This is a genomic window from Plantibacter sp. ME-Dv--P-095 (assembly GCF_030209365.1).
Taxonomy (GTDB): Bacteria; Actinomycetota; Actinomycetes; order Actinomycetales; family Microbacteriaceae; genus Plantibacter.
Genome location: NZ_JARVSB010000003.1, coordinates 86,655 through 113,309 on the forward strand (window position 1 = coordinate 86,655; position 26,655 = coordinate 113,309).

Genomic DNA, 26,655 nt, shown 5'->3' on the forward strand with positions numbered 1-26,655 from the left:
TGCCGGCATCGTGCGATGCGCGGACGGTGGTGGGATCGGTCGGAGGTTCAGGTCACGCGCGCTGCAGGCGGACGCGTGGGTCGATGACGGAGTAGAGGAGGTCGACGATGAAGTTGACGACCACGATGAAGAGGGCCGAGAAGAGCACCGTGCCGACGATCATCGGGGTGTCGAGGTTCGAGATCGCGTCGAAGGCGAGCCGGCCGATGCCGTTCAGCCCGAAGACGGTCTCGACGATGACGACGCCGCCGAGGAAGTAGCCGAAGTCGAGCCCGATCATCGTGACGAGCGGGATGGCGACGTGTCGGAAGCAGTGGCGCCAGAGGATGGTGCGCTCCGGCATGCCCTTCGCCCTGGCCATACGGACAAACGGCGAGTCGAGGGTCTCGATCATGTTGGTGCGCGTCATGCGGGCGTACCAGGCGCCGCCGCCCGAGCCGAGGGTGAAGGTCGGGAGCACGAGGTACCAGATGATCGGATCGCCGAGCCCGTTGAGCGGGAACAGTCCCCAGCTGAAGGCGAAGTAGTAGATGAGGAGCAGGCCGAGCCAGAAGGACGGTGCCGAGAGCCCGATGAGCGAGACGAAGGTCACCGTGCGGTCGACCCAACCACCGCGACGGTAGGCGGCGTAGATGCCGGCCGGGACGCCGAGGATGATCTGCCAGATGAGCCCGCCGATCGCCACGAGCACCGTCGTCGGCAGGGCGGAGACGATCCGCTCGAACACGCTCGTCTCCCGCAGGACGTAGGAGGTGCCGAGGTCGCCGCTCAGGAGCCGCCCGATGAATCCCAGGTACTGCTCCCACAGTGGGGCGTCGAGGCCGAGCTGTGCGCGGATGGACGCGATCGTCTCGGCGCTCGCGTTCGGCCCGGCGAGCGTGGCCGCGGGGTCCGCGGGCACGGCGTAGACGAGGAGGAACGCGAGGCTGACCACCCCGAAGAGGACGAGGGCCATCTGGCCGAGTCGTCGTGCAAGCCACCAGAACACGGTCTACCTCGCCATCGGTGCTGCGGAGTCGAGCATCTCGGACAGCCAGTCGCCGACCAGGTTGAACGCCATCACCGTGACGATGAGGCAGATGCCGGGGATGAAGAGCATCCAGGGTGCGATCTGGAAGTAGGTGCTGCCGTCCGAGATCATCTGGCCCCAGGAGGCTTGCGGGATCGGGACACCGATGCCGAGGAAGGACAGCGCGCTCTCGATGAGGATCGAGGACGCGACGCCGAGGGTGGCGTACACGATGATCGCCGGCAGCAGGTGGGGAATGATGTGCTTCCACATGATCCGGAGGTGACTGACGCCGAGCGTGCGGGTCGCGACGACGAACTCGCGGTGCTTCAGCGAGATGACCATGCCGCGGATGATGCGGGCGAGCGTCGTCCAGTAGATGAGGGCGATGACGATGATGACGTTCGTGGTGCTCCGGGTGGTGACCGCGATGAGCGCGGTGCAGAGGAGCAGGATCGGGAACGAGATGACGACGTCGGTGATCCGCATGAGGACGGCCTCGACGATGCCGCCGAAGTAGCCCGCGATGACACCGACCGTCACTCCGACGATCGTCGCAAGCCCGTTGGCGACGATGCCGATGACGAGCGAGACCTGCGTCCCGGAGATGAGTCGTGAGAGGACGTCGCGGCCGAGGGCGTCGGTGCCGAGCAGGAAGCCGGGCGTGCCGGGCGGGAGGGGCTGCCCCTGGGGCCCGAGCCCGATGTCGTTGTAGGTCTGGAGCGGGTCGTGCGGGGTGATGAGCGGCGCGAGCACGGCGATCAGGGCGATGAGCAGGAGCACGACGAGCGACACGAGGGCCGCGGGGTCGCGTCGGAGACTGCGCAGCACCTCGCGGGCGCGCATGGGCCGGTCGTCGTCGGTGGCCGCCAGGTCGACGCCCTGGCCGATCACGGGCGGGAGTGCTTCGCTCATGCCTCGGCTCCGATCCGGACGGGTTCCGGCACCAGCACCGGATCTGCGAAATGACAGGCAGCGTCCTGGCCCGAGCTCGTCGTCCGCAGCGGCGGGGCGACCGTGCGACAGACCTCCTGGGCCATCGGACACCGCGGGTGGAAGCTGCAGCCGCTCGGCGGGTTCGCGGCGCTCGGCGGTTCGCCGGTCAGGCGGACCCGCGGGAGGCGCGTCGAGCGGTCGCGGACGATCGGCTCCGGCACGGCCGACAGCAGCGCCTTGGTGTACGGGTGCTGCGGGTTGTCGAAGATCTCGTCGCGCGTCCCGATCTCGACGAGGCGACCGAGGTACATGATCCCGACGTGGTCCGCCATGAAGCGCAGGGTCGACAGGTCGTGGGAGATGAACAGGTACGCGAGGCCGAGGTCCTCCTGCAGGTCCTTCAGCAGGTTGAGCACCTGGGCCCGGACGGAGACGTCGAGGGCGGAGACCGCCTCGTCGCAGAGGATGAGGCGTGGGTCGACGCAGAGTGCCCGCGCGATCGACACGCGCTGGCGCTGACCGCCCGACAGCTCGCGTGGACGCCGCTCGATGAAGCTCCGGGAGAGGCCGACCTGGTCGAGGATGCCCTCGACCGCCCGTCTGGGATCGGTCGCCTTCGTGGTCCGGAGCGAGATCGCCTCGAGCAGCGTCTCCCCCACCTTCATCCGCGGGTCGAGCGAGTCGTACGGGTCCTGGAAGATCATCTGCATCGTGCGCCGGTACTCGGCGAGCCGACGTCCGCGCAGCGCTCCGACGTTCTCACCGTTCAGGCGCATGCTGCCGGCGGACGCCTGGTTGATGCCCATGAGCGTCCTGGCGATGGTGCTCTTTCCGGAGCCCGACTCCCCCGCGATGCCGAGGGTCTCGCCCGCTCGCAGCTGGAAGCTGACACCCTGCACGGCGGGGACGCGCGTGGCACGGCGACCGATGCCACCGGAGCGTCGGAAGGTGACCTCGAGGTCCTGCACCTCGAGCAGCGCCTCACCGGTCCGCGACCGGCTGCTCGGACCGTTGACGAGGTCCGAACCGTCCAGCCGGCTCATGCGGCCGACTCCTGCTCGACGGCGAACGCCTCGGGGGCGACGACCCCGCACGCGACCCGCTGTCCGGTTCCGCCGAGTGGCGCTTGGACGAGCGCCGGGTCGTTCGTGAGGCACGTGTCGATCGCGGCCGGGCAGCGCGGCGCGAACGAGCAGCCTCGCGGGCGGCGGCCGGCGGTGGGCGGGGCGCCGGAGATGGTGCGGAGGCGTGGCGGGATCGGCTCCGAGAGCTTGAGGATGGAGCCGAGGAGTGCGTGGGTGTACGGGTGCTGCGGGTCGCCGACGATCTGCTCGGCCGTGCCCTCCTCGACGATGCGGCCCGCGTACATCACGAGGATGCGATCGCAGAAGCTCGAGATCACGCCGAGGTCGTGGCTGATGAGGATGACGCCCGTGTCCTGCTCCGAGACCATGTCGTCGAGCAGGTCGAGCACCTGGGCCTGCACGGTCACGTCGAGCGCGGTGGTCGGCTCGTCGGCGATGAGCAGCTTCGGCGAACAGGCCGTGGCGATGGCGATGCAGACGCGCTGCCGCATGCCGCCCGAGAACGCGCCGGGGAAGTCGTTCATGCGGGCCTCGGCGTCCGGGATGCCCACGCGGCGCAACAGGTCGACGGCACGTGCCCGGGCGGCGACCCGTCCCATACCGAGGTGCGTCTCGAGCGACTCGGTGATCTGACGACCGACCCGCATGAGCGGGTTGAGGCTCGACATGGGGTCCTGGAAGACCATGGCGACCTGCGAGCCGCGCCACTGCTGCAGCGCCCGATCCGAGTACCCGAGCACGTCCTCGCCGCCGAACCGGACCGAGCCACCGGCGATGACCCCCGGGTCCGACACGAGCCGCATGATGGCCTGCGAGGTCAGGGACTTGCCGGAACCCGACTCCCCCACGATGCCGACCCGCTCACCGGCCGAGACCTGGAACGAGACGCCGTCGACGGCGTGGAACGGGTCTCCCGACGAGGTCGGGAAGTCGACCACGAGGTTGGAGACGTCGAGCAGCGCACTCATGTCGCGTCCTTTCGGTGGGGGCGCCGCGGGTGGTCCGTCGAGGGACCACCCGCGGTTCGGGTGCCGTGGTTCCGTGGTGCGGTGATGCGGTCGGCGCGCCGGTGCGCCAGGTGCTGCTGGACCGGTGACTACCGCTTGGCGGTGCCGTCCGACTTCCAGTACTCAGCCATGTCCCAACCCCAGATCGGCTGCGGGAAGTACCCCTCGATGCCGGTGCTGTGGAGCTCGGTCTTGGTGCCGAAGTACAGCGGCACGATCGGGTTGTCGGCGAGCATGAGCTTCGACGCCTCCTCGTACTTCGCGGTCGCCGCGTCCGGATCGGTCTCGGCGAGCGCCTGGGCGACCAGCTCGTCCATCTCCGGGTTGCAGTAGTACGCGTAGTTGTGGCCCTGCGGGACCGCCGACGCACACGACATGAGTGCCTGCAGGAAGTCCGAGCCCTCCGGGTAGTCGGCCACCCAGAAGGTCAGGGCGAGCGGGGCCTTGCCGGCTCCGGCCAATTCGCTGAAGGTGTTCGGGGCGAGCGTCTGCAGGTTCACGTCGATCCCGATGGCCTTGAGGTCCTGCTGCATCTGCGGCGCGAGGGCCGAGAAGGGCGGGACGTTCCAGGCGTACATGTCGGTCGAGATGCCGTCGGCGAAGCCCGCCTCCGCGAGCAGCTTCTTGGCCTTCGCGACGTCCTGCTCGTGGGTCATCTCGTCACCCGTGTAGCCGAGGACCTTCGGCGGGATGAACTCGGTCGCCGCGGTGCCCTGCCCGTTGACGAGCTTGAGCAGCGCCTTCCGGTCGAAGGCGAGGGAGACCGCTTCACGGACCTTCGGGTTGTCGAAGGGAGGCGTGTTGACGTTCATCGTGAGGTAGTAGGTGCTCGGCTTCTCGATCTCGACGAGCTGGTCCTTGAGCTTCGGGTCCGAGGTCACCTGGATGAACTTCGCGGGCGGGATCGGGCTGCCCATCAGGTCGATGTCGCCCTTCTGGAGCATGAGGACCTGGTTGTCGGGGTCGACGCCGAGGATCATGCGGATGTGGTCGGCGTAGGGACGCGGCGAGTCCCAGTAGTCCGGGTTGCGGTCGAGCGTGATCTCCTTGCCCGCGCTGAAGGTGTCGAGCGTGAACGGCCCGGAGCCGACGGGCTCGGTCGCGACGGTCCCGCCGCTGCCCTCGGGGATGATCGAGCCGGCGGGCATGGCGAGGATGTACTTGAACGAGGAGTTCGGCGTCGCCAGCGTGATCTTCAGGGTCTGGTCGTCGACGACCTCGATGCCGCTCGGCAGTCCGGTCGGGTTGGCGGCGTACTCCTCGGCACCGGCGATGCCGCGCCAGAACTCCGCGAGGCCCGCCTTCGTGGCGGGGTCGAGGACGCGGGCGTAGGAGTAGGCGACGTCCTTCGCGGTGAGCGGGTCACCGTTGCTGAAGGTGAGCCCCTGCTTGAGCTTCATCGTGTAGGTGAGGCCGTCGTCGCTCACCTCCGGGAAGGACTCGGCCGCCTGGAGCTTCAGCTCGCTGGTGTCGCGGTCGTAGTCGTAGAGGCGGTCGAACATCATCCGCATCATGTTCCAGCACGTCGCGCCCGTGCAGACGGCCGGGTCGAAGGTCTCCGGATCGGATGCGGCCGCGGTCGTGATCGTGCCGCCGTACTTGGGGTCGCCGCCTGCGGCGGACGTACTCCCGCCGCCCGCACCGCCAGCGCTGCACGCGGTCAGGGCGACCGCGAGCGCTGCTCCGAGCAGCGCGCCTCGCAGTGTCTTCTTCACTGAGTACTCCTGTCAGGGTTGTGCCGGACCTCCTGAGGAAGCGAGCCGCCGACGGAACGTTCATGTGCTGTTGGTGGACAATATCACAGACTGCACACTGTCGACAATCGACAACAAGGAATGGCTTGAGCTAGGATTCGGGCATGGAAACTCTCGAACGAACCGGGTTGACAGGGGCCGCGGTCAACGAGCTCCGGGAGGCGATCCTGGAGGGTCGTCTCGTCCAAGGGGAGCGTCTCAGCGAGGTGAACCTCTCGACCACGCTCGGTGTCAGTCGCGCGCCGGTCCGAGAAGCGCTGCTCCACCTCGAGCAGGAGGGTCTCGTCGTGTCGCTGCCCTACAAGGGCGCGTCCGTCGTCACGCTGTCACCGCAGGACTTCCTCGAGCTGTCCACACTGCGGACCGCGCTCGAACGACTCGCCTGGTCACGCGCGATCGAGCGAGCCGGCGAAGACGAGGTGAGCGCCATGCGCGCCATCATCGAAGAGATGCGCGTCGCCGTGGAGACGGATCAGAAGGCCAAACTCGTCCGCCTCGACATCGACTTCCATGATCAGGTGTTCCTGCTCGCCGACCATTCGCGTCTCTACACCGCCTGGCAGGCCATCAAATGGCAGGTCGCGCTCTTCCTCCTCACGCGACGCGTCAAGGTCGACGACTACCACAGCATCATCGTGCAGGAGCACACCGAACTCCTCGACCTGCTCCTCGAACGACGGGCGGCCGAGATCGACGAGACCGTCGAACGCCACATCGGCTCCGGCTACGGGCGCGTCAGTGAGCGGCTCGCCGGAGACGCCCGAGCCGCGCAGCACGACGACCCGGCCGCCGGAAGGGCGTGAGGCCCCGAGCGCGCTGACCGCTCCGCGATGCGGGTGGCGTCACGCGCCTGCGGGGCGCAGGCTCAGTCGTTCATGGCGGCGTTGGCCGCCTCCTGCGCCTTCTTGAGTCCGTCGGCCACGGGCGTCGTGCCCGCGAAGATCTCCTTGAAGATCGGGTCGTACGCCGCGAGGCCCTTGGCGTAGCTGGCGCCCGTCGGAGGTGCGATCGTCTTCGCGTCGTCGTCGATCACGTCGAAGAAGGGCTGCACGTCGACGTCCTCACCCTTCCAGTACGAGAAGTACTGCTTCTGGGCGGCGGTCACCGCGGGGACGGCCGCGCCGGACGAACCGACGGGCGCGTTGCCCTCGGTGCTGCCGAGCCAGGCGAGCACCTTCTTCACCTGGTCGCGGTGTTCCGTCGCCGCGTTGCCCGCTGCCGCAATGCCGTTCGTCACGCTCACCCGACCGGCGGGACCGGACGGGAGTTCGGCCACGCCCCAGCGGAAGTCGGCGCCGTCGTGCACGGCCTTCAGGCTGTAGAGCCCCGACTGGAACATCGCGACCTTGCCCTGGATGAACGCGTCGCGCGCGAAATCACCGTCGGCGTTCGTCGACGCGGCCGGCGGAGCGACCTTGGCACCGTTGATCGCGTTCACGAGGTAGCTGATGGACTCACTCGTCTTGGGGTCGTTGAAGGCGAAGTCGTCACCGTCCTGGTACGTGCCGCCGTTCGAACCGATGAAGGGCAGCAGCACCGCCTGCAGGTCGTAGCCGAGGCCGGTGCCGTAGGTGGCCGGAGCCGCCGGGTTGAAGCCAGGCTGGTCGGCCGAGACACCGGCCGCGTCCTTCGTCAGCTTCTTGGCCAAGGGCAGGAACGTGTCCTTCGCCGTGTCGGGTGACCAGGTCGCCTTCGTGAGCTCCTCGGGCTTCACGCCGGCCGCGTCGAGCAGGTCGGCGTTGTAGTAGACCGCGATCCCGGCGTCCGACAGCTGGGGCACCGCCCAGAGCTTGTCGTCGCGGGTGAACTGATCGACGACGCTCGGCGCCCACGCCTTCGAGGCGTCGTCCCCGAGGGTCTGCCCGACGTCGAGGAGGCTGCCGCTGTCGGCGTACCCGGCGAGGTAGGTGTTGTTCAGCCAGAAGACGTCCGGTGCGGTGTCGGCCGCGACGTCGGTGCGGAGCTTCGTCCAGTAGTCGGCCCACTCCACGACGTCCACCCGGACGCGGATGTCGGGGTTCTCGCGCTCGAACGCGGCGAAGGAGGTCTCGTAGGCGTCGGCGACGGCCGAGTCCCAGACCCGGACCGTCACGGTCGTGCGTTCCGTCGACCCGGCGGCACACCCGCTCAACAGCAGGGCCGAAGCGCCCGCGATCGCAAGGGCGGCGTGTCGCTTGTGCATGAGCATCCTTCGTTCCGGGGACCTCAGGGAGGCTAGCAGTTCAGTCTGAAGGCCCGCGAAGTGCCAGGGACGGGCTGTGACGAGGTCAGCGTGAGGACCACCACTCGAGGAGCCGACGCGTGGCCTCCTCCTCGCCGAGCGGGCCCTCGTCGAGGCGCAGCTCCAGCAGCCAGCGGTAGGCCTCGCCGACCTCGCGACCGGGCGCGATGCCGAGCACCTCCTGGATGCGGTTGCCGTCGAGGTCCGGGCGGACCGATTCCAGCTCCTCCTGCTCCTGGAGCTCGACGATGCGGTGCTCCAGGTCGTCATAGGCGAAACCGAGCCGGTCGGCCTTGCGGCGGTTGCGGGTCGTGACGTCGGCCCGGACGAGCATGTGGAGCCGTTCGAGCAGCGGGCCGGCGTCGCGCACGTAGCGCCGCACCGCCGAGTCCGCCCACACGCCCTCCGAGTACCCGAAGAACCGCATGTGCAGCTCGACGAGCCGCGCGACGCTCTTGATGGTGTCGCCGTCGTAGCGGAGCGCGGTGAGGCGCTTCTTCGCGAGCTTCGCACCCACGAGGTCGTGGTGGTAGAAGGTCACCGCGGCGCCGGGGCCGATCTTCTTGGTGGCCGGCTTGCCGATGTCGTGCAGGAGCGCGGCCCAGCGGAGGACGAGGTCCGGCGCCTCACCGGGGTGGCGCGCGTGCTCGTAGCCGATCGCCTGCTCGAGCACGGTGAGCGAGTGCTGGTAGACGTCCTTGTGGTGGTGGTGCTCATCGGGCTCCAGCCGGAGCGCGGGCAGCTCGGGGAGGACGAGGTCGGCGATGCCGGTGTCGACGAGCAGCTCGAGGCCGGCCCGCGGACGGTCGGTGGCGAGCAGTTTGCCGAGCTCGGCCTGGATGCGCTCGGGGCTCACGATGGAGATGGTCTCGCGACGCTCCTCCATCGCCTGCACGACGTCGTCCGCTGGGTGGAACCCGAGCTGCGAGGCGAACCGTGCGGCCCGGAGCATGCGCAGCGGGTCGTCGCCGAAGGAGACCTCGGGGGCGCTCGGCGTCCGCAGCAGCTGAGCGACGAGGTCCTCGACCCCGCCGGAGGGGTCCACCAGGGTGATCTCGGGCACGCGGAGCGCCATCGAGTTGACGGTGAAGTCGCGTCGCCGCAGATCGTCCTCGAGGGTGTCGCCGAACGCGACGACGGGCTTCCGCGTCACGCCGTCGTACGCGTCGGCCCGGTAGGTCGTGATCTCGACCGTGTCGGCGTGCTCGACCCCGGCGTCGTCGACGACGGACACCTTCGCACCGATTGTGCCGAAGTCGCGGCCGACGTCCCACCACGCGCTCGCGATCGGCTTGAGGACGGAGAGGATCTGATCGGGTGAGGCGTTCGAGGTGAAGTCGAGGTCGCTGACCTGCCGACCGAGCATCGCATCGCGGACCGGACCGCCCACGAGGGCCAGCTCGAAGCCGGCTTCGGCGAACACCGTCGCGACCCGGGCGACCACGGGCGACGAGGCCAGGTCCCGCAGGCGCACCAAGGATTCCGCCACGCTCACCATGGGATCAATCGTAGCCGGACGGCACCGGAGGCCCCGTCGCCGACAAGCTGACGCCGCGAGTGGACGACGGCCGTACAATAACGAGGAACCCACTCCCCAGCAGACCAGAGGCGGACACGATCACGAACGAACTCGACGACCAGCGGATCACCGTCGGCACTCAGGCACCGACGGCCTTCACCAGTACCGTGAAGGACTCCAATCCGCCGGAACTCCCGTTCACCACGGCTCCGGAACTCGTGCTCGTCACCGGCGGCTCCCGCTCACCGCGGTTCGAGCGCCCCGACGTGGTCCAGCGCAAGGGCATCTACACGCTCATCAACGGGCACCTCACTCCGCAGCAGTCGATGGTCGAAGACCTCCTCGCCGTCGCCGAGGCGCTCGACGCGGCGGAGATCGAGTACCTCCTCATCCGCGGGGAGCACGACCGCCCCGTCATCGTCATCGACCGCTCGCTCCGGAAGCGCCTGCAGGCCGCCCTCGCCGAGGCGTTCGCCGACGAACCCTTCTACAGCGTCCCGATTAAGGCGCGCATGGACTCCATGAAGCCCGCCGGCGAACCGCACCTCCTCTCCGACGGCCTGCTCGCCGGCTCGCGCAAGGCCGAGGTGTTCCGCCTCTACCGACCGCGCATCGAACCGCTCGGCCGCCTCCGCTACGGCATGGAGACGGCGCTGCAGCTCGAGTTCTGGCGGTTCGGCGACGAGGAGATCACCGCTCCGGTCGAGAACGTCCTCATGCGCACCTACATGCCGCGCACGGAGGCGGTCGAGACCACCGTCGAACGGTACGGCCGCACCTGGCGCACCCTCGAGCACATGTTCGGCGCGCTCGCGAGCGACGTCACCTTCGACATCGACCTCGTGTTCTCGTGGGTCGACGGCTCGTCGGAGGAGTTCCAGCGCGCCAGGGCGAAGCGCATGCAGAGCTACGTCGTCGGCGACGGCGATGACTCCGACGCCCGGTTCCGCCAGATCAACGAGCTGAAGTACGCGCTCCGCAGCGTCCACACCTTCGCCCCGTGGATCCGGCGCATCTTCATCGCGACCGACTCCCCCGCGCCCGAATGGCTGGCGGAGCACCCCAAGGTCACCATCGTGCGCAGCGAGGAGTTCTTCGCCGACCTCGATGCCCTCCCGACGCACAACTCCATGGCCGTCGAGAGCCAGCTCCACCGCATCGAGGGGCTCTCGGAGCACTTCCTGTACTCCAACGACGACATGTTCCTCGGCCGGCCGATCAGCCCCGAGCTGTTCTTCTCACCCGGCGGGATCAGCAAGTTCGTCGAGGCGACGACCCGTATCGGTCTCGGCGCGAACGACCCGTCCCGCAGCGGCTTCGAGAACGCCGCCCGCGTGAACCGTCGCCTCCTGCACGAGCGCTTCGGACGCGTCACCACGAGGCACCTCGAGCACTGCGCCGCACCGCTCCGCCGCAGCATCATGGCGGAGATGGAACAGGAGTTCGCCGAGGAGTTCCGTTCGACGGCCCACAGTGCCTTCCGCGCGGCCGACAACATCTCGGTGACGAACTCGTTCTACCACTACTACGGCCTCATGACCGGGCGAGCGGTGCAGCAGACCCAGGCGAAGGTCCGCTACATCGAGACCACGCTCAAGCAGTCGCTCGGACAGATGGAGCGGCTCCTGAAGCGACGCGACCAGGACATGTTCTGCCTGAACGACGGCAGCCGCCCGGAGATCTCCGTCGAGGAGCGCACCACCGCGGTGATCGACTTCCTCGACCGCTACTTCCCGTTCCCGGCTCCGTGGGAGCGCGAGGCCGCCGTGCCGAGCACCCTGGAGATCGAACCCGCCAAGCTCAGCTGAGCGGGCGCCCGCCCTTCGACAGGCTCAGGGACCGACGCGGTCACCGAGCCTGTCGAACCGGACTCACGGGACGATGCGCTCCTCGCGGAGGCGGTCGAAGATCGCCGTGAACGCGTCCAGGGTGCGCCGGTAGCCGGTGAACCCGGCGAGACGGCTCTTGCTCATGTCGGTGACGACCTCGATGTCGCGCCCCAGGTCGCCGTCGGTGTGCCACCAGGACGCCACCCGCGCGAGGTCGGGCTCGACCAGACCGTGTTCGGCCACCAGCTCGGCCCACTCGCCTTCGAGCCCGACCATCTGCTGCTCGAGCGGACGCGGTGCGTCGCGGAACCCCTCCGCCTCGACGCCGAAGTACGCGGCGAGGCGAGGCCACATCCAGCGCCAACGGAAGACGTCGCCGTTGACGATGTTGAACGGCTCGTTCGCTCCGGCCGGCGAGGTCGCCGCCCACAGCATCTGCTCGGCGAGGAGTCCGGCGTCCGTCATGTCGGTGAGCCCGTTCCACTGGGTCTCGGAGCCGGGGAACACAAACGGCCGGCCGAGCCGCTTGCAGAGCGCAGCCTGTACGGCGATCGTCGACGCCATGTTCATCGCGTTGCCGACGGCGTGCCCGATCACCGTGTGCGAGCGGTGCACCGACCAGGTGAAGCCCGACCGCGCGGCCGCCGCGAACAGCTCGTCCTCCTGCTCGTAGTAGAAGTTGGGCGTGTCGAGGCGCGGCTCGTCCTCGTGGAACGGGGTGTCGGGCATCTCGCCCGCCGCGTAGGCCTCGAACGGGCCGAGGTAGTGCTTGAGGCCGGTCACCAGGGCGACGTGCTGCACCGGCTCGTCCGACAGCGCGGCGAGGAGGTCGCGGACCATGCCGCCGTTCACCCGGATGTTCTCGGCCTCGGAGTCCTGCCGCGACCAGGCCGTGAAGAACACGTGGGAGACCCCGCTGCCACCGAGGACCCGACGGAGGTCGTCCGCGTTCCGGAGGTCGGCGGCGACGTGCTCGACCTGCGGGTGGGACACGGGAGCACTGCGGGAGAGGGCCAGGATGCGCCAGTCGCCGTCGGCCAGAAGGTGTGACACGATCGCGGCGCCGGTGATGCCACTGGCGCCGACGACGAGTGCGGTGCGACGGTTCGGTGAAGAAGTCATCCGTCAACGATAGGCGCGTCCGCGCGACGGTCCTCCCGCAACGGCGAGGTCGCAGCCCTTCGGCAGGCTCGGAAACCAGGGGCGTCGCGGTCCGGAGGGGCCTAGGCCATCACGCCGATCGGCATCGTGAGCGGCGGCTCCGGCTCCACGCGGACCGTGTCCGACACCGGGAGCTCGACGCCCGCGAGCGCGAGGCGGCGGGCGCTCTCCTCGGGGTCGATGTAGTGGAGCGGGGGCGTCTCGCCGAGCGGGACGACGGAGTGCAGCACCGTCGACCCGTACACGTGCACGAGGTTGAACGCCCGGGCACCGTCGCGTCCTCGGGTCCCACCGACGGGCACGTTGAGGTCCTGGGTGTAACACGTCGCCGATGCGACCGAGACGGGGATGCCGGCGAAGGTCGCGGTCGAGGAGTAGTGGAGGTGTCCGGCGAGGATGCTGCGGACGTCCGAGCCCTCGAGGACCTCGGCGAGCTTCGGCTGGTCGCGCAGCTCCACGCTCACGGCCAGGTCGAGCACGCTCGGCACCGGCGGGTGGTGCATGGCCAGGATCGTCCCGTGCGGAGCCGTGGTCGCGAGCTCCTCGGCGAGCCAGTCGAGCTGGGCGTCGGACACCTCGCCGTGGTGGTGGCCGGGCACGCTCGAGTCGAGACTGATGACCCGGAGGCCGTTCACGTCGTAGACGCGGTCCACGGGGCGGGTCGTGGGGACCTCACCGAACAGCCCGGCGCGGAACGCCTGGCGGTCGTCGTGGTTGCCCATGACCCAGATGATCTGGGAACCGAGACGCGCGGCGACTGGTTCCACGATCGCGCGGATGCGGTCATACGCGTCGGGTTCGCCCTTGTCGGCGAGGTCGCCGGTGAAGATGATCGCCTCCGGACGCCCGCCGGACGCCTCGAACTCCGCGAAGAGCTGCCGCAGGTGCGTTTCACTGTCGACCGCTCCGTACAGGCTCCCCCCGCCGGCGAGGAGGTGCGTGTCGCTCACATGGAGCAGGAAGTGATCAGGCCTCGGGTACTCGGCCGTGCGAAGACTCACGTGACAACTCTCGTTCGAGCGATGCTCTCCGAACCGCATCGCAGCTGTTCGACCATCTGACCAGACTCTGTTGAACGGCAACGGAACGCCACGCTACGACGTGGGAAACGCAACGGCAAGCGGAGGGGCCGACATCCAGGTGACTCACACCTGACGGTGGGCTGCGGGATGATGTCCGCATGCCGTATCTCGACGACGACGAGCAGCCGCTGCAGCGGATCGACCTCGCGCAGATCCCCCCGACCGGCCGCCTGTTCCGGCTCGAACGTCGGATCGGGTTCCAGGAGCACGCACCCGACGGCCCCGTCGTCTGGGCGCCGGCGCACGACGACGCGCGTGACACGGACGACGCGCGTCGACGGACGGACCTCGCGTCCGTACCCGGGGTGCTCTGGAGCTTCATCGGCAGCTACGGCCGCCAGTCCGCCCCCGCGATCGTGCACGACCACCGGGTGTCCCTCGCACTCAGGCTCCCGTCGGAGGAAGCGCTCACGCAGCGCTTCGAGGACGACCGGCAGTTCCGGGTCGGTCTCCGGCAGCAGCGGGTGCCGCTCCTCCGCGCCTGGCTGATGTGGGCCGTGGTCTCCGTGGAACGGTACCTCCGGCACGCCCCGCGCCTCGCCTCGGTGCTCATCGGGCAGTCGGTCCTCGGCGTGCTGGCGATCGCGACCGCGACGATCGGCCTCGTGACCCCGCTGCTCGGCGTGCAGAGCCCGGCTTGGCTCGCCCTCGGGATCGCACCCGCGGTCCTGGCGGTGTTCTGGCGCGAGGAACGCAGGCTGCTCGTCTGGTTGCCGTATGCGGGCGCACTGCTGGCACCGCTGCTGCTCGTCCAGCTCGTCGCCGTCGGCGCGTTCCGCCTGCTCGAGCTGCTCGTGCGGGAGACGATCGACCGCCCGTTCCTCGACGACTCCCCCGGCCCGGTCGTCTCGCCGACCCTTCGCTGACCCGCGCCGGGCGAGGGTCGCTCCGAAGGTGCAGTGCTCCCTGTCTCAGGAACGCCCCGGCGTGTCGGAGAGGGGGGGTCCGACACGCCGGGACGCACCTGAGACAGGGAGCGCTGCCTAAACGCCCGGGAGCGTACCGAGCCCGTCGACGACCGGGATCGCGGCCAGGAGGCGCTGCGTGTACGGGTCCTGCGGGTCCGACCAGACGCGGTCCACCGGGCCGTGCTCGACGATGCGTCCAGCACTCATCACGGCGACGTCGTCGGCTATCACCCGCACGACGGACAGGTCGTGGCTGATGAACAGCAGCGCCGCGCCGGTCTCGACCGCCAACGTCCGCATGAGCTTCGCCACCCGCGCCTGCAACGAGGCATCGAGCGAGGCGATCGGTTCGTCACCGATGAGCAGCTCCGGCCCCGCCGCGATTGCCCTGGCGATCGCGATGCGCTGCCGCTGCCCTCCGGAGAACTGGTGGGGGTAGCGGGTCCGGCTGGCGGCGTCGAGCTCCACGTGTTCGAGGAGCTGACCGACGTCCCAGGCGTCGCGGACCGGGTTCACCCGGAGGCCGTCCTCGATCTGGCTCCCGATCGTCCGTCGCGGGTTGAGCGAGGCGTAGGGGTTCTGGAAGACCATCTGGATCCGCAGGAGCTCCGGCGGGCGCTTGCGGAGACCGAGCTTGCCGATGGGCGTCCCGTTGAACGTGATCGATCCACCCGAGGTGGGTTCGAGCCCGCACACGGCACGGGCGAGCGTCGACTTGCCACAGCCCGACTCCCCCACGAGCCCGAGGACCTGGCGCGGCTCCAGCTCGAAGCTCACGCCGTCGACCGCGTTGAGCGAGCCACGACCGGGCAGCTTGTACGTCACACGGACGTCGTCGAGGTGCAGCAGCGTCATGACGCCGCCTCCGTTCCCGTGTCGGGCAGCGCGTCGATGAGCGCCTTCGTGTACTCGTGCTGCGGATCGGTGATGACCTGGAAGCGGGTGCCGTGCTCCACGATCTCGCCGAGGCGCATGACCGCGATCGTGTCGGCGAGGGCGGACATGACCCCGAGGTCGTGGGTGACGAGGATGATCGCGATGCCGAGCTCGTCGCAGAGCTTGCGCAGCAGCCGCAGGATGCCGGCCTGCACCGTCACGTCGAGTGCCGTGGTCGGCTCGTCCGCGATGAGGACGGACGGGTCGCACATGAGTGCCGAGGCGATCGCGATGCGCTGCAGCTGTCCGCCCGAGAACTGGTGCGGATACCTGCGCAGCGCCGCCTCCGGATTCGGGACCGCGACCAGGCCGAGCATCTCGAGCGCCCGCGCACGCGCCGCCGCCTTCGACGCTCCGGTGTGGTGCCGGTAGTGGTCGACGAGTTGCGCCTCGACGGTCAGCATCGGGTGCAGGCTCGCGGTGGGGTCCTGGAAGATCATCGCGATCTCCGTGCCGCGGTACCGGTTCATCGTGCGCTGCTTCAGCCCGACGAGTTCGGTGCCGTCGAAGCGGATGCTCCCGCCGAGGTCGGCGCCCGCGGGCAGCAGGCCGCAGATGGCGAGGCCGGTCATGGTCTTCCCGGAGCCGGATTCACCGGCGAGTCCGGTGATCCGCCCGGCGGGGACCTCGAGGTCGATGCCCCGCAGGATCTGCTTGGCCGCGGCGCCGCGGCCGAAGCCGAGGGTGAGCCCCTCGATCACGATGCCGCCGCCCGTTCCGCCTGCCGCGCTCGCTCCGGGTGTCATGTCGTGTCCCTTCGGTGCGTCGGTCCCGCCGTGCCGGCCGCTCACAGGGCACGCCCCTGGACGGCTTCCTGCGAGCGCGGGTCGAGGGCGTCGCGGAGGGCGTCGCCGAGGAAGTTGAAGGCGAGCACCACCGTGAGGATGGCGAGTCCCGGGAAGACCGCGATCCACCAGGAGGAGAAGTTCTGCACGCCGTCTGACACCATCGCACCCCAGTCGGGCGTCGGCGGCACCGCGCCGAGACCGAGGAAGGACAGGCCGGACAGCAACAGGATGGCCGTGCCGACGTCGAGGGTCGCGAGGACCACGACGGGCGAGACGACGTTGGGCAGGATGTCCTTGCCGAGCGAGGTGAACGGCCCGTTGCCGAGCAGCCGGCCAGCGATGACGTATTCGGCACCGCGCGCGCCGATGACGAGCGAACGGGTGACGCGGGCGTAGGCCGGCCAGGAGACGATGAGCATCGCGATGACCGCGTTCGTGAGGCTCGGGCCGAGCGAGGCGGCGATGACCATCGCGAGGATGATCGTCGGGAACGCGAACACCAGGTCGGCGATCCGCATGATCGTCTCGTCGAGCGCCTTGCCGAAGTATCCGGCGATCGCCCCGAGCAGGGACCCGATGAGCATGGCGAAGACCACGAGCATGAGGGCGAGCGGGATCGAGACCTGGGCACCGCTGATGACCCGCGACAGGACGTCACGGCCCACCTGGTCGGTGCCGAACCAGTGCTCGGCACTCGGCGCCTGCAGGCGGTCGAAGTCCTGCGCGAGCGGGTCGAACGGGCGGATCCACGGCGCGAGCACCGCGACGAGCAGCCAGAAGAGCACGATGACGCCACCCGCGACGGCGAGCGGGGTGCGCAGCTGCTTCGAGACGCGGAAGCGGCCCTTGCGCCTGGTCTGGACGGCGAGGACGTCGGTCATGCCACCCTCACTCTCGGGTCGATGAAGCCGTACAACACGTCGACGAGGAAGTTCAGGCCGATGTACACGAAGCCGACGATGAGCCCGACGCCCATGATCGCGGGCAGGTCGAGTTTGGTCGCGGCCGAGTACGCGTACTCACCGAGGCCGTGCCACGAGTACACCTTCTCGACGAGCACCGTGCCGGACAGGAGCGAGCCGAAGGCCACACCGAGCACGGTGATGATCGGGACGAGCGCCCCGCGGAGGACGTACCTGGTCACGACGACGTGCCCCGGCAGGCCCTTCGCCCGGGCCGCCCGCACGTAGTCGAGGTCGAGCACCTCGAGGATCGCCGACCGCGCGAAGCGGGTCAGCAGACCGATCGTGTAGAGCGCGAGCACGGACGCGGGCAGGATCAGGTGGGCGATCGCGTCACCGAAGGTCGACCACTGCCCGGCGAGCAGGGCGTCGATCGTGTACATCCCCGTGACCTTGGGCGGCGGGATCGCGGCGGGCGAGAGGCGGCCCGAACCCGGGAACCAGTGCAACTGCGAGAAGAAGACGAAGTAGACGACGAGCGCGAGCCAGAACGACGGCACCGAGATGCCGATGAGGCTCACGACGCGGATGACCTGGTCGGTGATCGTCTTCCGGCGGAGCGCGGCCCACATGCCGAGGCCGACGCCGATGATGATCGAGATGACGATGGCCGTCAGCGCGAGCTCGGCGGTCGCCGGGAAGGCCCGCCCGAGTTCGTCCGCGACGGCGCCGCGGGTCTGCTGCGAGGTCCCGAGGTCGCCCTGGAACAGGTTCGCGACATAGGTGACGTACTGGACGGGCAGCGGCTTGTCGAGGCCGGCGTTCTCGCGGAACTGCGCCACGATCGCCGGATCCGCCGCAGCCTGCTCACCGAGGGCCGCCTGCACCGGGTCGGCGGGGACGAGGTTGGTCAGCGTGAAGGTGACGAGCGTCACCCCGAACATCAGGAGGACCGTGAGTCCGAGCCGGATGCCGAGGTAGCGCGCGAGCGGGTGGAGACCCGCTCGCGCGCTGGACGTCGTCGGTGCGACGCTACTTGATTCCGGCAAGATCGACGGTCCACGTCGGGTTCAGCGGAACCTCGGTGATCGTGGTCGCGGTGACCACGTTCTGCGCCGGCTGCAGGAGCGGGATGAACGGTCCGCTCGCGTTCTGCGCCTTCTGGAGCTCCTGGTACGCGGCGGCACGGGCATCCGTGTCGGTCGCGGCGAGCGCGGCGTTCGCCAGGTCCGTCACGGTCGGGTCGGCGCCTGCCGCCCAGCCGGCACGGAGGCCGACGAGCTCACCCGGGGTGAACGCGAGGTAGTTGGACGGGTCCGGGAAGTCCGGGCCCCAGTACCAGAGGCCGACGGTCTCCTTGCCGTCCCGGTAGGCGTCGAGCTCGGTGGCGACCGGCGCCGGGGCGAGCGTGACGGTGATGCCGACCGACTTCAGCTGCGCCTGGACGGACTCGGCGATGCTCTGGAGTGAGAGGCCCTGCACGGTGATGTCGTTGGGGAAGTTGAGGGTGACCGCCTCCCCCGCGTAGCCGGACTCCTTCAGCGCCGCCTTCGCGGCGTCGGCGTCGAACTGGTTGCCGTCGGCCGCGTCGAGCGCACCGTTGAAGATCGACGGGATGAACCCGCCGGGGCGGACCGAACCGTCACCGGCGAGGTCGACGATCTTGTCGTAGTCGATGCCGAGCTTGACGGCTTCGAGGAACTTCGGGTTGCTCGTGATGTCGCTGACCGCGGGGTCCTGGTTGAGCAGGAGGAAGATCATGTACCGCGAGGGGTTCGCGATGATCTTGACCTTCGAGTCGTCGAGTTCGGCGACCTGGTCGGGGTTGAGGTCGAGGGCGACCTGCGAGTCACCGGCCTCCACGTTGAGCTTCTGCGTGGGTCCCTGCACGTTCCGGAGGACGACGCGCTCGTAGGCGGGCTTCGTGCCGGTGTACTCCGGGTTCGCCGTGAAGACGACCTGTGAGGCGGCGTCGAACGACTCGAGCTTGTACGGACCGGAGCCGGCGGACGTCGTGTTCAGGAAGGATTCGGCGTCGTCGTCGGCGGTGGCGGTGCCGCCGTTCTCCTCGACGACCTTCTTGTTGACCACACCGAGGGCCGGGTTCGGGAGGATGAACGGCAGCGCAGGGTTCGGCGTCGCCGAGGTGAGCGTGAGGGTCGTGTCCGAGGTCTTCTCGATCGTGACGCCGTCGAGGAGGAAGGACGGGTTGCCCTTCACGCCCTGGACGCGCTGCAGCGAGAACACGGCGTCGTCGACGGTCACGTCGGATCCGTCGGAGAACTTCTTCCCGTCCTTCATCGTGAGCGTCATCACCGTGTTGTCGGCGTTCATCTCGTAGCTCGCGAGGCCGTCGACGGGAGCGGTCACGTCGTCACCCTTGAAGGTGAGCAACGTCTCGTAGAGCGCCTTGGCGACGATCGAGCCGGTCGTCTCGTACTCGCGGTTCGGGTCGGCGGTCTTGAGGTCGAAGGACGCGTCGACGACGAGCGACTTGCCTGCCGAGGAGTCGGAGCCACCTGAGGGGGAGCAGGCGGCGAGCGCGAGGCCGGCGGCGAGGGCGAGGCCGAGGGCCGCCATGCCGCGCCGACTGGTGCGGCTGAAGGATCGTGACAAGGTGGAGCTCCTTATCTGCTTGGAGGGATGAGCTGAAAGTAGTGTCATCAGCGATCATTCGTCAATCTACAAGCCGTTACCAAAGAAGAATTGTCTCGATCTCGCGCGCGAATTGGCATATCCTCTCAATCAGCCGCCAGGACCACCGCTGAATCTGGACGTTTGGAGCATTCGATGCAACTCGACGACACCCACATCCGCATGTTGGAGCTCCTGCGCGAGGACGGCCGGGCCTCGGTCGCCGCCCTCGCCGAGCACCTCGGGATCTCGCGCTCGAACGCCTACGCGCGGTACGAGGCGATGGTCAGGGCAGGCGTGCTGAAGGGCGTCCACGCCGACATCGAACCGGCGACCGTCGGGCTCGGCGTCGCGGCGATGGTGTTCATCACCCTGCGGCAGAGCCAGTGGGCGGACTTCCGCGCGCGGCTCTCCTCGGTCCCCGAGTTGGAGTACTTCGCGGTCACCACCGGCGAGCACGACGCCATGATGCTCATCCGCGCCCCCGACGTCGCGGCGATCCACGAGCTCGTCGCCACGAGGCTGGCCCAGTGGCCGTCGATCAAGGCCACGACCACCGTGTTCCTCATGGACGAGGAACGCTCGGACGTGTCGCTCCGCATGGCGCGGTCGGAGCGGACGAGCGTCGAGGACTCCGGCGAGCGCTTCGGCATGACGCGGTTCGTCCGCACGAGCGACGAGCGGGCTCAGCGGGTTCCTGAGCGACGCGGCCGCTGACGACCGGAGCCGCGCCGACCTCGCGCGGAGTCGTCAGGCCGCGACGATCTCCCGGCACACACTGACGTGGGCCTGGCCGTCGGGGCCGATGAAGTCCTCCGTGAGGATCAACGCGCCATCCTCGCCACGGGAGATGATCGAGCTGGCCTCGCCCCTCGTGGTGCGGTCTCCGGCACGGTTGCGGTGGACGAACGAGATGTCGATCCGCTCGCCCGTCCGGACGCCGCAGAACCGCCCGACGGAGACCGTGTCGCCGACGTACTCCCCCCACAGCACCCCATGCGCCTCGTGGTAGACGAAACGGGTCGGGGCGTCGGCGTCGACGACACTCGCCGACGAGGACACCATGTCGAACACCCGCGCATCGAGGTCGACATCGAGCGGGGTGGTGGTGCCGGCATCGGCGGTTCCTGTCATGCCGATCATTGTGCGGAGGGGCCCGAACAGGTGTCAATCCGTCGACGATCCGTCCACTGACACCACGGTCGCCGCCCGAGCTTCGGGACGAAACGTCGGTTCCGGCCGACCGGACAGGATGTTCCGCTGCGTGGTACCGCGTCGCCTTGACGCCGTCCACCCACGGTGGCTAACTGATCTCCATGTGTCCAGACAGCATCGAATTCCGTGACCCTCGCACGCAGCCACTCCCCCAGGACGACGTCTTCCGGGACTTCCTGGCGAGCGGCTGGGGCGAGGTCGACCGCTCCGTCGACCTCGCGGAGGGCGCCGGTGCTGCCGCCGGACGACACCGCGCGATCCTCGGCGCCCAGTTCGCCGGTCGTTGGATCGTGGTCACCGCCGGGCGCGCCGTCACCCGTGCGAACGACACCGAGTTCCCGTTCCGTCCGGACAGCGACTTCGTGTGGTTGACGTCCTGTCAGGCCGAGGGCGCCGTCCTGATCATGCGCCCGACCGCGGGCGGTCATGACGCGACGCTGTTCCTGCCGGAGCCGGTCGGCCCCGGTGAGGAGGCGTTCTACGCGGACGCCATGCGCGGCGAGCTCTGGATCGGGCCGTCCGCCGGACTCCGGCAGTGGGCCGAGGCACTCGAGGTCGAGGTGCGGTCCCTGGAGGCCCTGGACGAGGCGCTCGCGCTCGTTCCGAGCGAGGCAGCCAGGGCAGGAGCAGCGGAACCCCGTGTCGACGGTCGCTTCGGCGCCTCCCGCGAACTGCTCGTCGCCCTGTCCGCGGCGAAGCTCGTTAAGGACGAGTGGGAGATCGGGCAGCTGCGGGCGGCGGTGGACGCGACGGTCGGCGGGTTCCGCTCGGTCGTGCACGAGCTGCCCGCCGCGATCGACTTCGGTGGCGAGCGCTGGCTGCAGTCGACCTTCGAGCGCCATGCCCGCACCTTCGGGAACGGCGTCGGCTACTCCACCATCATCGGCAGCGGCCCCCACGCCCCCACCCTGCACTGGACCCGGTGCGACGGGCCGGTGCTGCCCGAGCACCTCATCCTCATGGACGCGGGGGTCGAGGCCCGATCGCTCTACACCGCGGACGTCACGCGCACCTTCCCGGCCGGCGGTACGTTCACCACCGCCCAGCGCGAGGTGCACGACCACGTGGAACGCGCCCACCGGGCGGCCATGGCCCAGGTCGGCCCGGGACGCTCGTTCCTCGAGATGCGCAACACCGCCTACGAGCACATCGCGACGAGCCTCGTCGAGCTCGGGATCCTGCAGGTCTCGGTCGACGAGGCGATGTCCCCGAACGGTCAGCAGCATCGGCGCTACCTGCCGAGCGGCACCGGGCACCACCTCGGTCTCGACGTCCACGACTGCGCCCGCATCGGCGACGAACGCTACCTCGACGAGCCGTTGCAGCCGGGGGCAGTGCTGACCGTCGAGCCCGGGCTGTACTTCCACGCGAACGACCTGACGGTCCCGCCCGAGCTGCGCGGGATCGGGGTCCGCATCGAGGACGACCTGCTCGTGACCCCGACGGGCCACGAGGTGCTCTCGTCGGCACTGCCGATCAGCGCGGACGGACTCGAGGCCTGGCTGCGGGGGTGACCCTCGGTTCACAGCTCAGGACCGTCGCCGCGGGTCGCGGCCCGTCCGGCCACATCGGCGGCGACTCGCCCGGTGCGTCCTGAGCTGCGAACGAGCCTAGGCTGGCACGGTGAGTCAGCCCGACGCGCCCATGCGCACCGCCGTCCGCCCGAGCCCCGGCGTCATCGCGACCCTGCGCAACCCGAAGGCGTTCAGCGTCGAGATCCTCGCGGGGATCGTGACCACGCTCGCGCTCATCCCCGAGGTCATCTCCTTCTCCATCATCGCCGGAGTCGACCCCAAGGTGAGCCTCATCGCCTCGGTCGTCCTCGCGATCTCGATGTCGATCCTCGGTGGTCGCCCGGCCATGATCACGGCCGCCGCCGGAGCCGTCGCGCTCGTCGTCGCACCGCTCGTGAAGGAGCAGGGCGTCGAGTACCTGCTGCCCGCGGTCGTCCTCGCCGGGCTCATCCAGATCCTCTTCGGGGTCACCGGGCTCTCGCGGCTCATGCGCTTCATCCCCCGCTCCGTGATGATCGGCTTCGTCAACGCGCTCGGCATCCTCATCTTCGTCGCCCAGGTGCCCCACCTGCTGGGCGTCCCGTGGCTCGTGTACCCGCTCTTCGTCGTCACGGTGCTCATCGTGCTCCTGCTGCCGAAGCTCACCGCGGCGGTGCCCGCGCCCCTCGTCGCGATCGTCGTGGTCACCGCGATCACGATGATCGCCCACGCGGCCGTGCCGACCGTCGGTGATCAGGGTGACGTCTCCGGCGGGCTGCCCGGCCTCACGGCACTCCTCGTCCCCCTGAACCTCGAGACGCTCGGGATCATCTGGCCGACCGCCCTGAGCGTGGCGTTCGTGGGACTGATGGAGACGCTGCTCACTGCGAAGCTCGTCGACGACATCACGGACACGACGTCGTCGAAGGGGCGCGAGTCGTGGGCGCTCGGCGTCGCCAACATCCTCGCCGGTTGGTACGGCGGGATCGCCGGGTGCGCCATGATCGGCCAGACCGTCGTCAACGTGAAGCTCGGTCGGGCCAGGACCCGGATCTCGACCTTCGTCGCCGGGATCTTCCTCCTCCTGCTCGTGACGGCGCTCAGCCCCGTGATGGCGCAGATCCCGATGGTCGCCCTCGCTGCGGTCATGATGATCGTCGCGATCAAGACCGTGAACTGGCACAGCGTGCGCCCGGCCACCCTGCGGCGGATGCCGATCCCCGAGACGCTCGTCATGGTCGTGACCGTCGCCGTCGTGGTGATCACGCACAACCTCGCGATCGGCGTCGCCGCGGGCGCGGTCCTCGCGATGGTGCTGTTCGCCCGTCGGGTCGCCCACGTCATCCGGGTCCGGCGGGTGCCGACGGCGGACGGCGGCTCCGTGCGCTACACCGTCATCGGCCCGCTGTTCTTCGGGAGTAGCAACGACCTCGTCGAGCAGTTCGACTACGCCGCAGACCCCGCGGACGTCGTCGTCGACTTCACCGCCTCCCAGATCTGGGACGCCTCGAGCGTGGCCGTCCTCGACTCCGTGCAGGAGAAGTACGCCGAACACGGCAAACAGGTCGTGTTCACCGGCCTCGACGAGCGCAGCTCGGCCTTCCACGGGAAGCTCACCGGCCACCTCTGAGCCAGGGGGCCCGTCAGGACGGCTCCGGAGTCGCCGATTCGCAGGGCGTCGGAGGATGATGGGGGTATGGCAGAAACCGGAACGCCCAGAGTCGCGGTCTACATCGACTTCGACAACATCGTCATCTCGCGCTACAACCAGCTCTACGGGAAGGCGGCGTTCAGCCGCGATCGCGCACGCTCCCACGTGCCGTCCACCGCACCGGAGGGCGACGAGATCTCCGAGCGTCTCCAGGCGGCCCGCGTCGACGTCGGCGCGATCCTCGACTACACGTCCTCGTTCGGCAACATCGTCATCAGCCGCTCGTACGCCGACTGGTCGGAGCCCGTCAACTCGGCCTACCAGAAGGACCTCGTCGACCGCGCCGTCGACCTCACCCAGATGTTCCCGACGACCAAGGCGATGAAGAACGGCGCGGACATCCGCCTCGCGGTCGACGTCGTCGAGGACCTCTTCCGTCTGCCGGACCTCACGCACATCGTCATCGTCGCGGGTGACTCCGACTACATCTCCCTCGCCCAGCGCTGCCGCCGTCTCGGACGCCACGTGATCGGCATCGGCGTGGCCGGCGCGACGAGCCGGGCGCTCATGGCCGCGTGCGACGAGTTCTCGGACTACGACGACCTGCCAGGCATCGTCCGCCCCGTCGTCAGCAGGACACCGCGCACCCCTGCCGCCGTCGACGCCACGGCGTCCGGCGCCAAGGCGGAGACCTCCGCCGAAGAGACCCCGAAGGCAGCATCGAAGTCCGGTGGGCGTCGACGCGCCTCCTCCGCTGCGGCCACGACGCCCGACGCGCCCGCGACGCAGGCACCGCCTCGGATCGGCGGCCTGTTCACCGAGCCCGTCTTCAGCCACCGCGACGCCGACGAGCTGGACGACGCCGATGAGGAGACGGCCGACCCGTCCGGCCCCGACGCCCAGCGCGCGGCGACCGAACTGCTCGTGCGCGCGCTCCGCCTCGTGCACGCGAAGAACGACGACGAGGACTGGCTGCTGAACGCCGAGGTGAAGAACCAGATGATCCGGATGGATCCGGCGTTCAAGGAGAAGCCGCTCGGCCACCGCTCGTTCAGCGACTTCATCAACTCACGCTCGGACCTCGTCGAGGTCAACCCCGATGCGAGCCCCGACGGGCGACGTCTGCGGTTGCGCGAACTGGGCTGAGCCAGGCTCGGCCCCAGGAGATCAGCCGCGCTGGAGGACCGACCGTCGGGCGGCTTCCTGCTCCCAGGCTGATCTCCTGCGGCGGCGCGGCTCAGGCGCCCCGGAAGAACGCCTGGACCGCGGCGCTCAGCGCGGCCGGATCGTCGATGTGACACAGCTCCCGCGCGGAGTGCATCGACAGCAGCGGCGTCCCGACGTCGACCGTCCGGATGCCGAGCCTGGTCGCGGTGAGCGGGCCGATGGTCGAACCGCACGGGACCGTGTTGTTCGACACGAAGTCCTGTGAGGTCACGCCGGCGGCAGCGCAGCTGCGGGCCCAGAGCGCCGCTCCGAGGGCGTCCGTGGCGTACCGCTGGTTGGCGTTGATCTTGAGGAGCGGCCCACCGCCGGCGATCGGTCGGTTCGTCGGGTCGTGCCGCTCGGGGTAGTTGGGGTGGATCGCGTGGCCGGCGTCGGCCGACAGGCACCACGACCCCGCGTAGGCCTGCAGCCGTTCGGCGGTCGTCGCACCGAGGCCGGCGCCGATGCGGGTGAGGACGTCGTCGAGGAACGGACCGCTGGCGCCGGAGGTCGAGGACGAACCGAGCTCCTCGTGGTCGAAGGCGGCGAAGACCGAGATGTGGTCGGCTTCGTCCGTCGCTCCCCCGTCGCCGGCGGCCAGCAACGCCGCGAGTCCCGCGTGGACCGAGGTCAGGTTGTCCATGCGTCCAGCGGCGAACAGCTGACCGTCGAGACCGAACCGGCGGGGCTCCTGGGTGTCGGCGACGAGGACGTCGTACCCGGCGATCGCGGTGGGGTCGATGCCCGCGATCTTCGCCAGGTGCGCGAGGACGTCGGCGTGGGCGAGCTCTCCGACGCCGTAGACCGGCTGCAGGTGGCGCTGGCGGTCGAGGACCAGGCCGTCGTTGACCGCGCGGTCGAGGTGGACGGCGAGCTGCGGGATCCGCAGGAACGGCCCGGTGCGCACGAGGTGCACGGTCCCGTCGAGGGTGACCAGGCGACCGGCGAGTTCGAGTTCTCGGTCCAGCCATGAGTTGAGGAGCGGCCCGCCGTAGACCTCCACGCCGGCTTGCAGCCACCCGTGAGCGCCGATGGTCGGCTTCGGCTTGAGCTTGAAGCTCGGCGAGTCCGTGTGCGAGCCGAGGATCCGGAACGGGGTCGTCGGGGTGGCGCCCTCCGGCTGCACCCAGGCGATGATCGCGCCCTCGCGTTCGACGAAGAACCGGCCTCCACCGCCATCCCAGGACTCGGTCTCGAGCAGGCGCGTGAACCTGGCCGCCTCCAGCCGCCGCGCACTCTCCGCGACCGCGTGATAGGAGGTCGGCGAGGCGACGATGAAGTCGGCGAGGTCGGTGATGTGGGCGACGGAATCCATGCCC

23 protein-coding genes are annotated in these 26,655 nt (G+C 69.4%); 7 read left to right on the forward strand and 16 right to left on the reverse strand.

Going from position 1 to position 26,655, the window contains the following annotated elements:
* Positions 1 to 52: 52 nt before the first annotated feature.
* The 5 genes from QRN26_RS02965 to QRN26_RS02985 form a co-directional block, all read right to left on the reverse strand.
* A complete protein-coding gene (locus QRN26_RS02965; protein WP_157579953.1) occupies positions 53 to 988 on the reverse strand; it encodes an ABC transporter permease in 936 nt (311 codons plus the stop codon).
* A gap of 3 nt (positions 989 to 991) precedes the next feature.
* Positions 992 to 1,924: an ABC transporter permease gene (locus QRN26_RS02970; RefSeq protein ID WP_056010316.1), complete on the reverse strand. Its 933-nt coding sequence runs from the start codon at positions 1,922 to 1,924 to the stop codon at positions 992 to 994.
* The gene (locus QRN26_RS02975; protein ID WP_285035194.1) at positions 1,921 to 2,988 is read right to left on the reverse strand and encodes an ABC transporter ATP-binding protein; all 1,068 of its coding nucleotides are present in this window, start codon (positions 2,986 to 2,988) and stop codon (positions 1,921 to 1,923) included. The genes QRN26_RS02970 and QRN26_RS02975 overlap by 4 nt, the downstream gene beginning before the upstream one ends.
* Positions 2,985 to 3,998, reverse strand: a complete 1,014-nt coding sequence (locus QRN26_RS02980) for an ABC transporter ATP-binding protein (protein ID WP_056010312.1) — start codon at positions 3,996 to 3,998, stop codon at positions 2,985 to 2,987. Before QRN26_RS02980 ends, QRN26_RS02975 begins: the two co-directional genes overlap by 4 nt.
* A 128-nt stretch (positions 3,999 to 4,126) precedes the next feature.
* Positions 4,127 to 5,752 (reverse strand): ABC transporter substrate-binding protein, encoded by a 1,626-nt coding sequence (locus QRN26_RS02985; RefSeq protein ID WP_056010310.1) that lies wholly within the window; start codon positions 5,750 to 5,752, stop codon positions 4,127 to 4,129.
* A 143-nt stretch (positions 5,753 to 5,895) separates the two neighbouring features.
* Here QRN26_RS02985 and QRN26_RS02990 point away from each other — a divergent pair, with 143 nt between their 5' ends.
* Entirely contained in the window at positions 5,896 to 6,594 is a 699-nt protein-coding gene (locus QRN26_RS02990; RefSeq protein ID WP_285035196.1) for a GntR family transcriptional regulator, read from the forward strand.
* A gap of 62 nt (positions 6,595 to 6,656) precedes the next feature.
* On the opposite strand, the gene QRN26_RS02995 is transcribed toward QRN26_RS02990, so the two are convergent.
* Together QRN26_RS02995 and QRN26_RS03000 are read right to left on the reverse strand one after the other, a co-directional pair.
* Positions 6,657 to 7,973, reverse strand: a complete 1,317-nt coding sequence (locus QRN26_RS02995) for an ABC transporter substrate-binding protein (RefSeq protein WP_056011853.1) — start codon at positions 7,971 to 7,973, stop codon at positions 6,657 to 6,659.
* 85 nt (positions 7,974 to 8,058) lie between these two features.
* The gene (locus tag QRN26_RS03000; protein WP_056780599.1) at positions 8,059 to 9,510 is read right to left on the reverse strand and encodes a CCA tRNA nucleotidyltransferase; all 1,452 of its coding nucleotides are present in this window, start codon (positions 9,508 to 9,510) and stop codon (positions 8,059 to 8,061) included.
* A 188-nt stretch (positions 9,511 to 9,698) separates the two neighbouring features.
* Between QRN26_RS03000 and QRN26_RS03005 the strand changes: the two genes are divergently transcribed.
* A complete protein-coding gene (locus tag QRN26_RS03005; protein ID WP_369796452.1) occupies positions 9,699 to 11,339 on the forward strand; it encodes a stealth family protein in 1,641 nt (546 codons plus the stop codon).
* Between the two features lie 63 nt (positions 11,340 to 11,402).
* Here the strand turns inward: QRN26_RS03005 and QRN26_RS03010 are convergent, their stop codons facing one another.
* Complete coding sequence (locus QRN26_RS03010) at positions 11,403 to 12,482, reverse strand: SDR family oxidoreductase (RefSeq protein WP_285035198.1); 1,080 nt, start codon at positions 12,480 to 12,482, stop codon at positions 11,403 to 11,405.
* 101 nt (positions 12,483 to 12,583) lie between these two features.
* The gene (locus tag QRN26_RS03015; protein WP_056010303.1) at positions 12,584 to 13,561 is read right to left on the reverse strand and encodes a phosphodiesterase; all 978 of its coding nucleotides are present in this window, start codon (positions 13,559 to 13,561) and stop codon (positions 12,584 to 12,586) included.
* Between the two features lie 140 nt (positions 13,562 to 13,701).
* Between QRN26_RS03015 and QRN26_RS03020 the strand changes: the two genes are divergently transcribed.
* Complete coding sequence (locus QRN26_RS03020) at positions 13,702 to 14,469, forward strand: DUF1353 domain-containing protein (RefSeq protein WP_285035199.1); 768 nt, start codon at positions 13,702 to 13,704, stop codon at positions 14,467 to 14,469.
* A 117-nt stretch (positions 14,470 to 14,586) separates the two neighbouring features.
* On the opposite strand, the gene QRN26_RS03025 is transcribed toward QRN26_RS03020, so the two are convergent.
* Genes QRN26_RS03025 through QRN26_RS03045 form a run of 5 tightly spaced genes read right to left on the reverse strand, consistent with a single transcriptional unit; the run spans position 14,587 to position 19,753 of the window.
* The gene (locus QRN26_RS03025) at positions 14,587 to 15,366 is read right to left on the reverse strand and encodes an ABC transporter ATP-binding protein (RefSeq protein ID WP_285035201.1); all 780 of its coding nucleotides are present in this window, start codon (positions 15,364 to 15,366) and stop codon (positions 14,587 to 14,589) included.
* Positions 15,363 to 16,193 carry an ABC transporter ATP-binding protein gene (locus QRN26_RS03030; RefSeq protein WP_285035203.1) on the reverse strand — a complete coding sequence of 277 codons (831 nt, stop codon included), beginning with the start codon at positions 16,191 to 16,193 and terminating at the stop codon, positions 15,363 to 15,365. The genes QRN26_RS03025 and QRN26_RS03030 overlap by 4 nt, the downstream gene beginning before the upstream one ends.
* A 41-nt stretch (positions 16,194 to 16,234) precedes the next feature.
* Positions 16,235 to 17,116 carry an ABC transporter permease gene (locus QRN26_RS03035; RefSeq protein ID WP_056010297.1) on the reverse strand — a complete coding sequence of 294 codons (882 nt, stop codon included), beginning with the start codon at positions 17,114 to 17,116 and terminating at the stop codon, positions 16,235 to 16,237.
* The gene (locus QRN26_RS03040) at positions 17,113 to 18,186 is read right to left on the reverse strand and encodes an ABC transporter permease (RefSeq protein WP_056010295.1); all 1,074 of its coding nucleotides are present in this window, start codon (positions 18,184 to 18,186) and stop codon (positions 17,113 to 17,115) included. The genes QRN26_RS03035 and QRN26_RS03040 overlap by 4 nt, the downstream gene beginning before the upstream one ends.
* On the reverse strand, positions 18,170 to 19,753 hold the full coding sequence (locus tag QRN26_RS03045) for an ABC transporter substrate-binding protein (protein WP_285035204.1): 1,584 nt from the start codon (positions 19,751 to 19,753) through the stop codon (positions 18,170 to 18,172). The genes QRN26_RS03040 and QRN26_RS03045 overlap by 17 nt, the downstream gene beginning before the upstream one ends.
* Positions 19,754 to 19,927: 174 nt before the next feature.
* Here QRN26_RS03045 and QRN26_RS03050 point away from each other — a divergent pair, with 174 nt between their 5' ends.
* Positions 19,928 to 20,488: an Lrp/AsnC family transcriptional regulator gene (locus tag QRN26_RS03050; RefSeq protein ID WP_056010291.1), complete on the forward strand. Its 561-nt coding sequence runs from the start codon at positions 19,928 to 19,930 to the stop codon at positions 20,486 to 20,488.
* A gap of 33 nt (positions 20,489 to 20,521) precedes the next feature.
* Here QRN26_RS03050 and QRN26_RS03055 read toward each other — a convergent pair whose 3' ends face one another.
* Complete coding sequence (locus tag QRN26_RS03055) at positions 20,522 to 20,905, reverse strand: avidin-fold protein (protein ID WP_200921069.1); 384 nt, start codon at positions 20,903 to 20,905, stop codon at positions 20,522 to 20,524.
* Positions 20,906 to 21,087: 182 nt separating this feature from the next.
* Here QRN26_RS03055 and QRN26_RS03060 point away from each other — a divergent pair, with 182 nt between their 5' ends.
* The 3 genes from QRN26_RS03060 to QRN26_RS03070 all read left to right on the forward strand — a co-directional run bounded on the left by QRN26_RS03060 (position 21,088) and on the right by QRN26_RS03070 (position 25,276).
* Positions 21,088 to 22,500, forward strand: a complete 1,413-nt coding sequence (locus tag QRN26_RS03060) for an aminopeptidase P family protein (RefSeq protein ID WP_285035205.1) — start codon at positions 21,088 to 21,090, stop codon at positions 22,498 to 22,500.
* 130 nt (positions 22,501 to 22,630) lie between these two features.
* A complete protein-coding gene (locus tag QRN26_RS03065) occupies positions 22,631 to 24,109 on the forward strand; it encodes a SulP family inorganic anion transporter (protein ID WP_056780580.1) in 1,479 nt (492 codons plus the stop codon).
* A gap of 66 nt (positions 24,110 to 24,175) precedes the next feature.
* Positions 24,176 to 25,276, forward strand: coding sequence for an NYN domain-containing protein (locus QRN26_RS03070; RefSeq protein WP_285035206.1), 1,101 nt, complete (start codon positions 24,176 to 24,178; stop codon positions 25,274 to 25,276).
* A gap of 91 nt (positions 25,277 to 25,367) precedes the next feature.
* On the opposite strand, the gene QRN26_RS03075 is transcribed toward QRN26_RS03070, so the two are convergent.
* Entirely contained in the window at positions 25,368 to 26,651 is a 1,284-nt protein-coding gene (locus tag QRN26_RS03075) for a M18 family aminopeptidase (RefSeq protein WP_285035207.1), read from the reverse strand.
* Positions 26,652 to 26,655 lie beyond the last annotated feature (4 nt).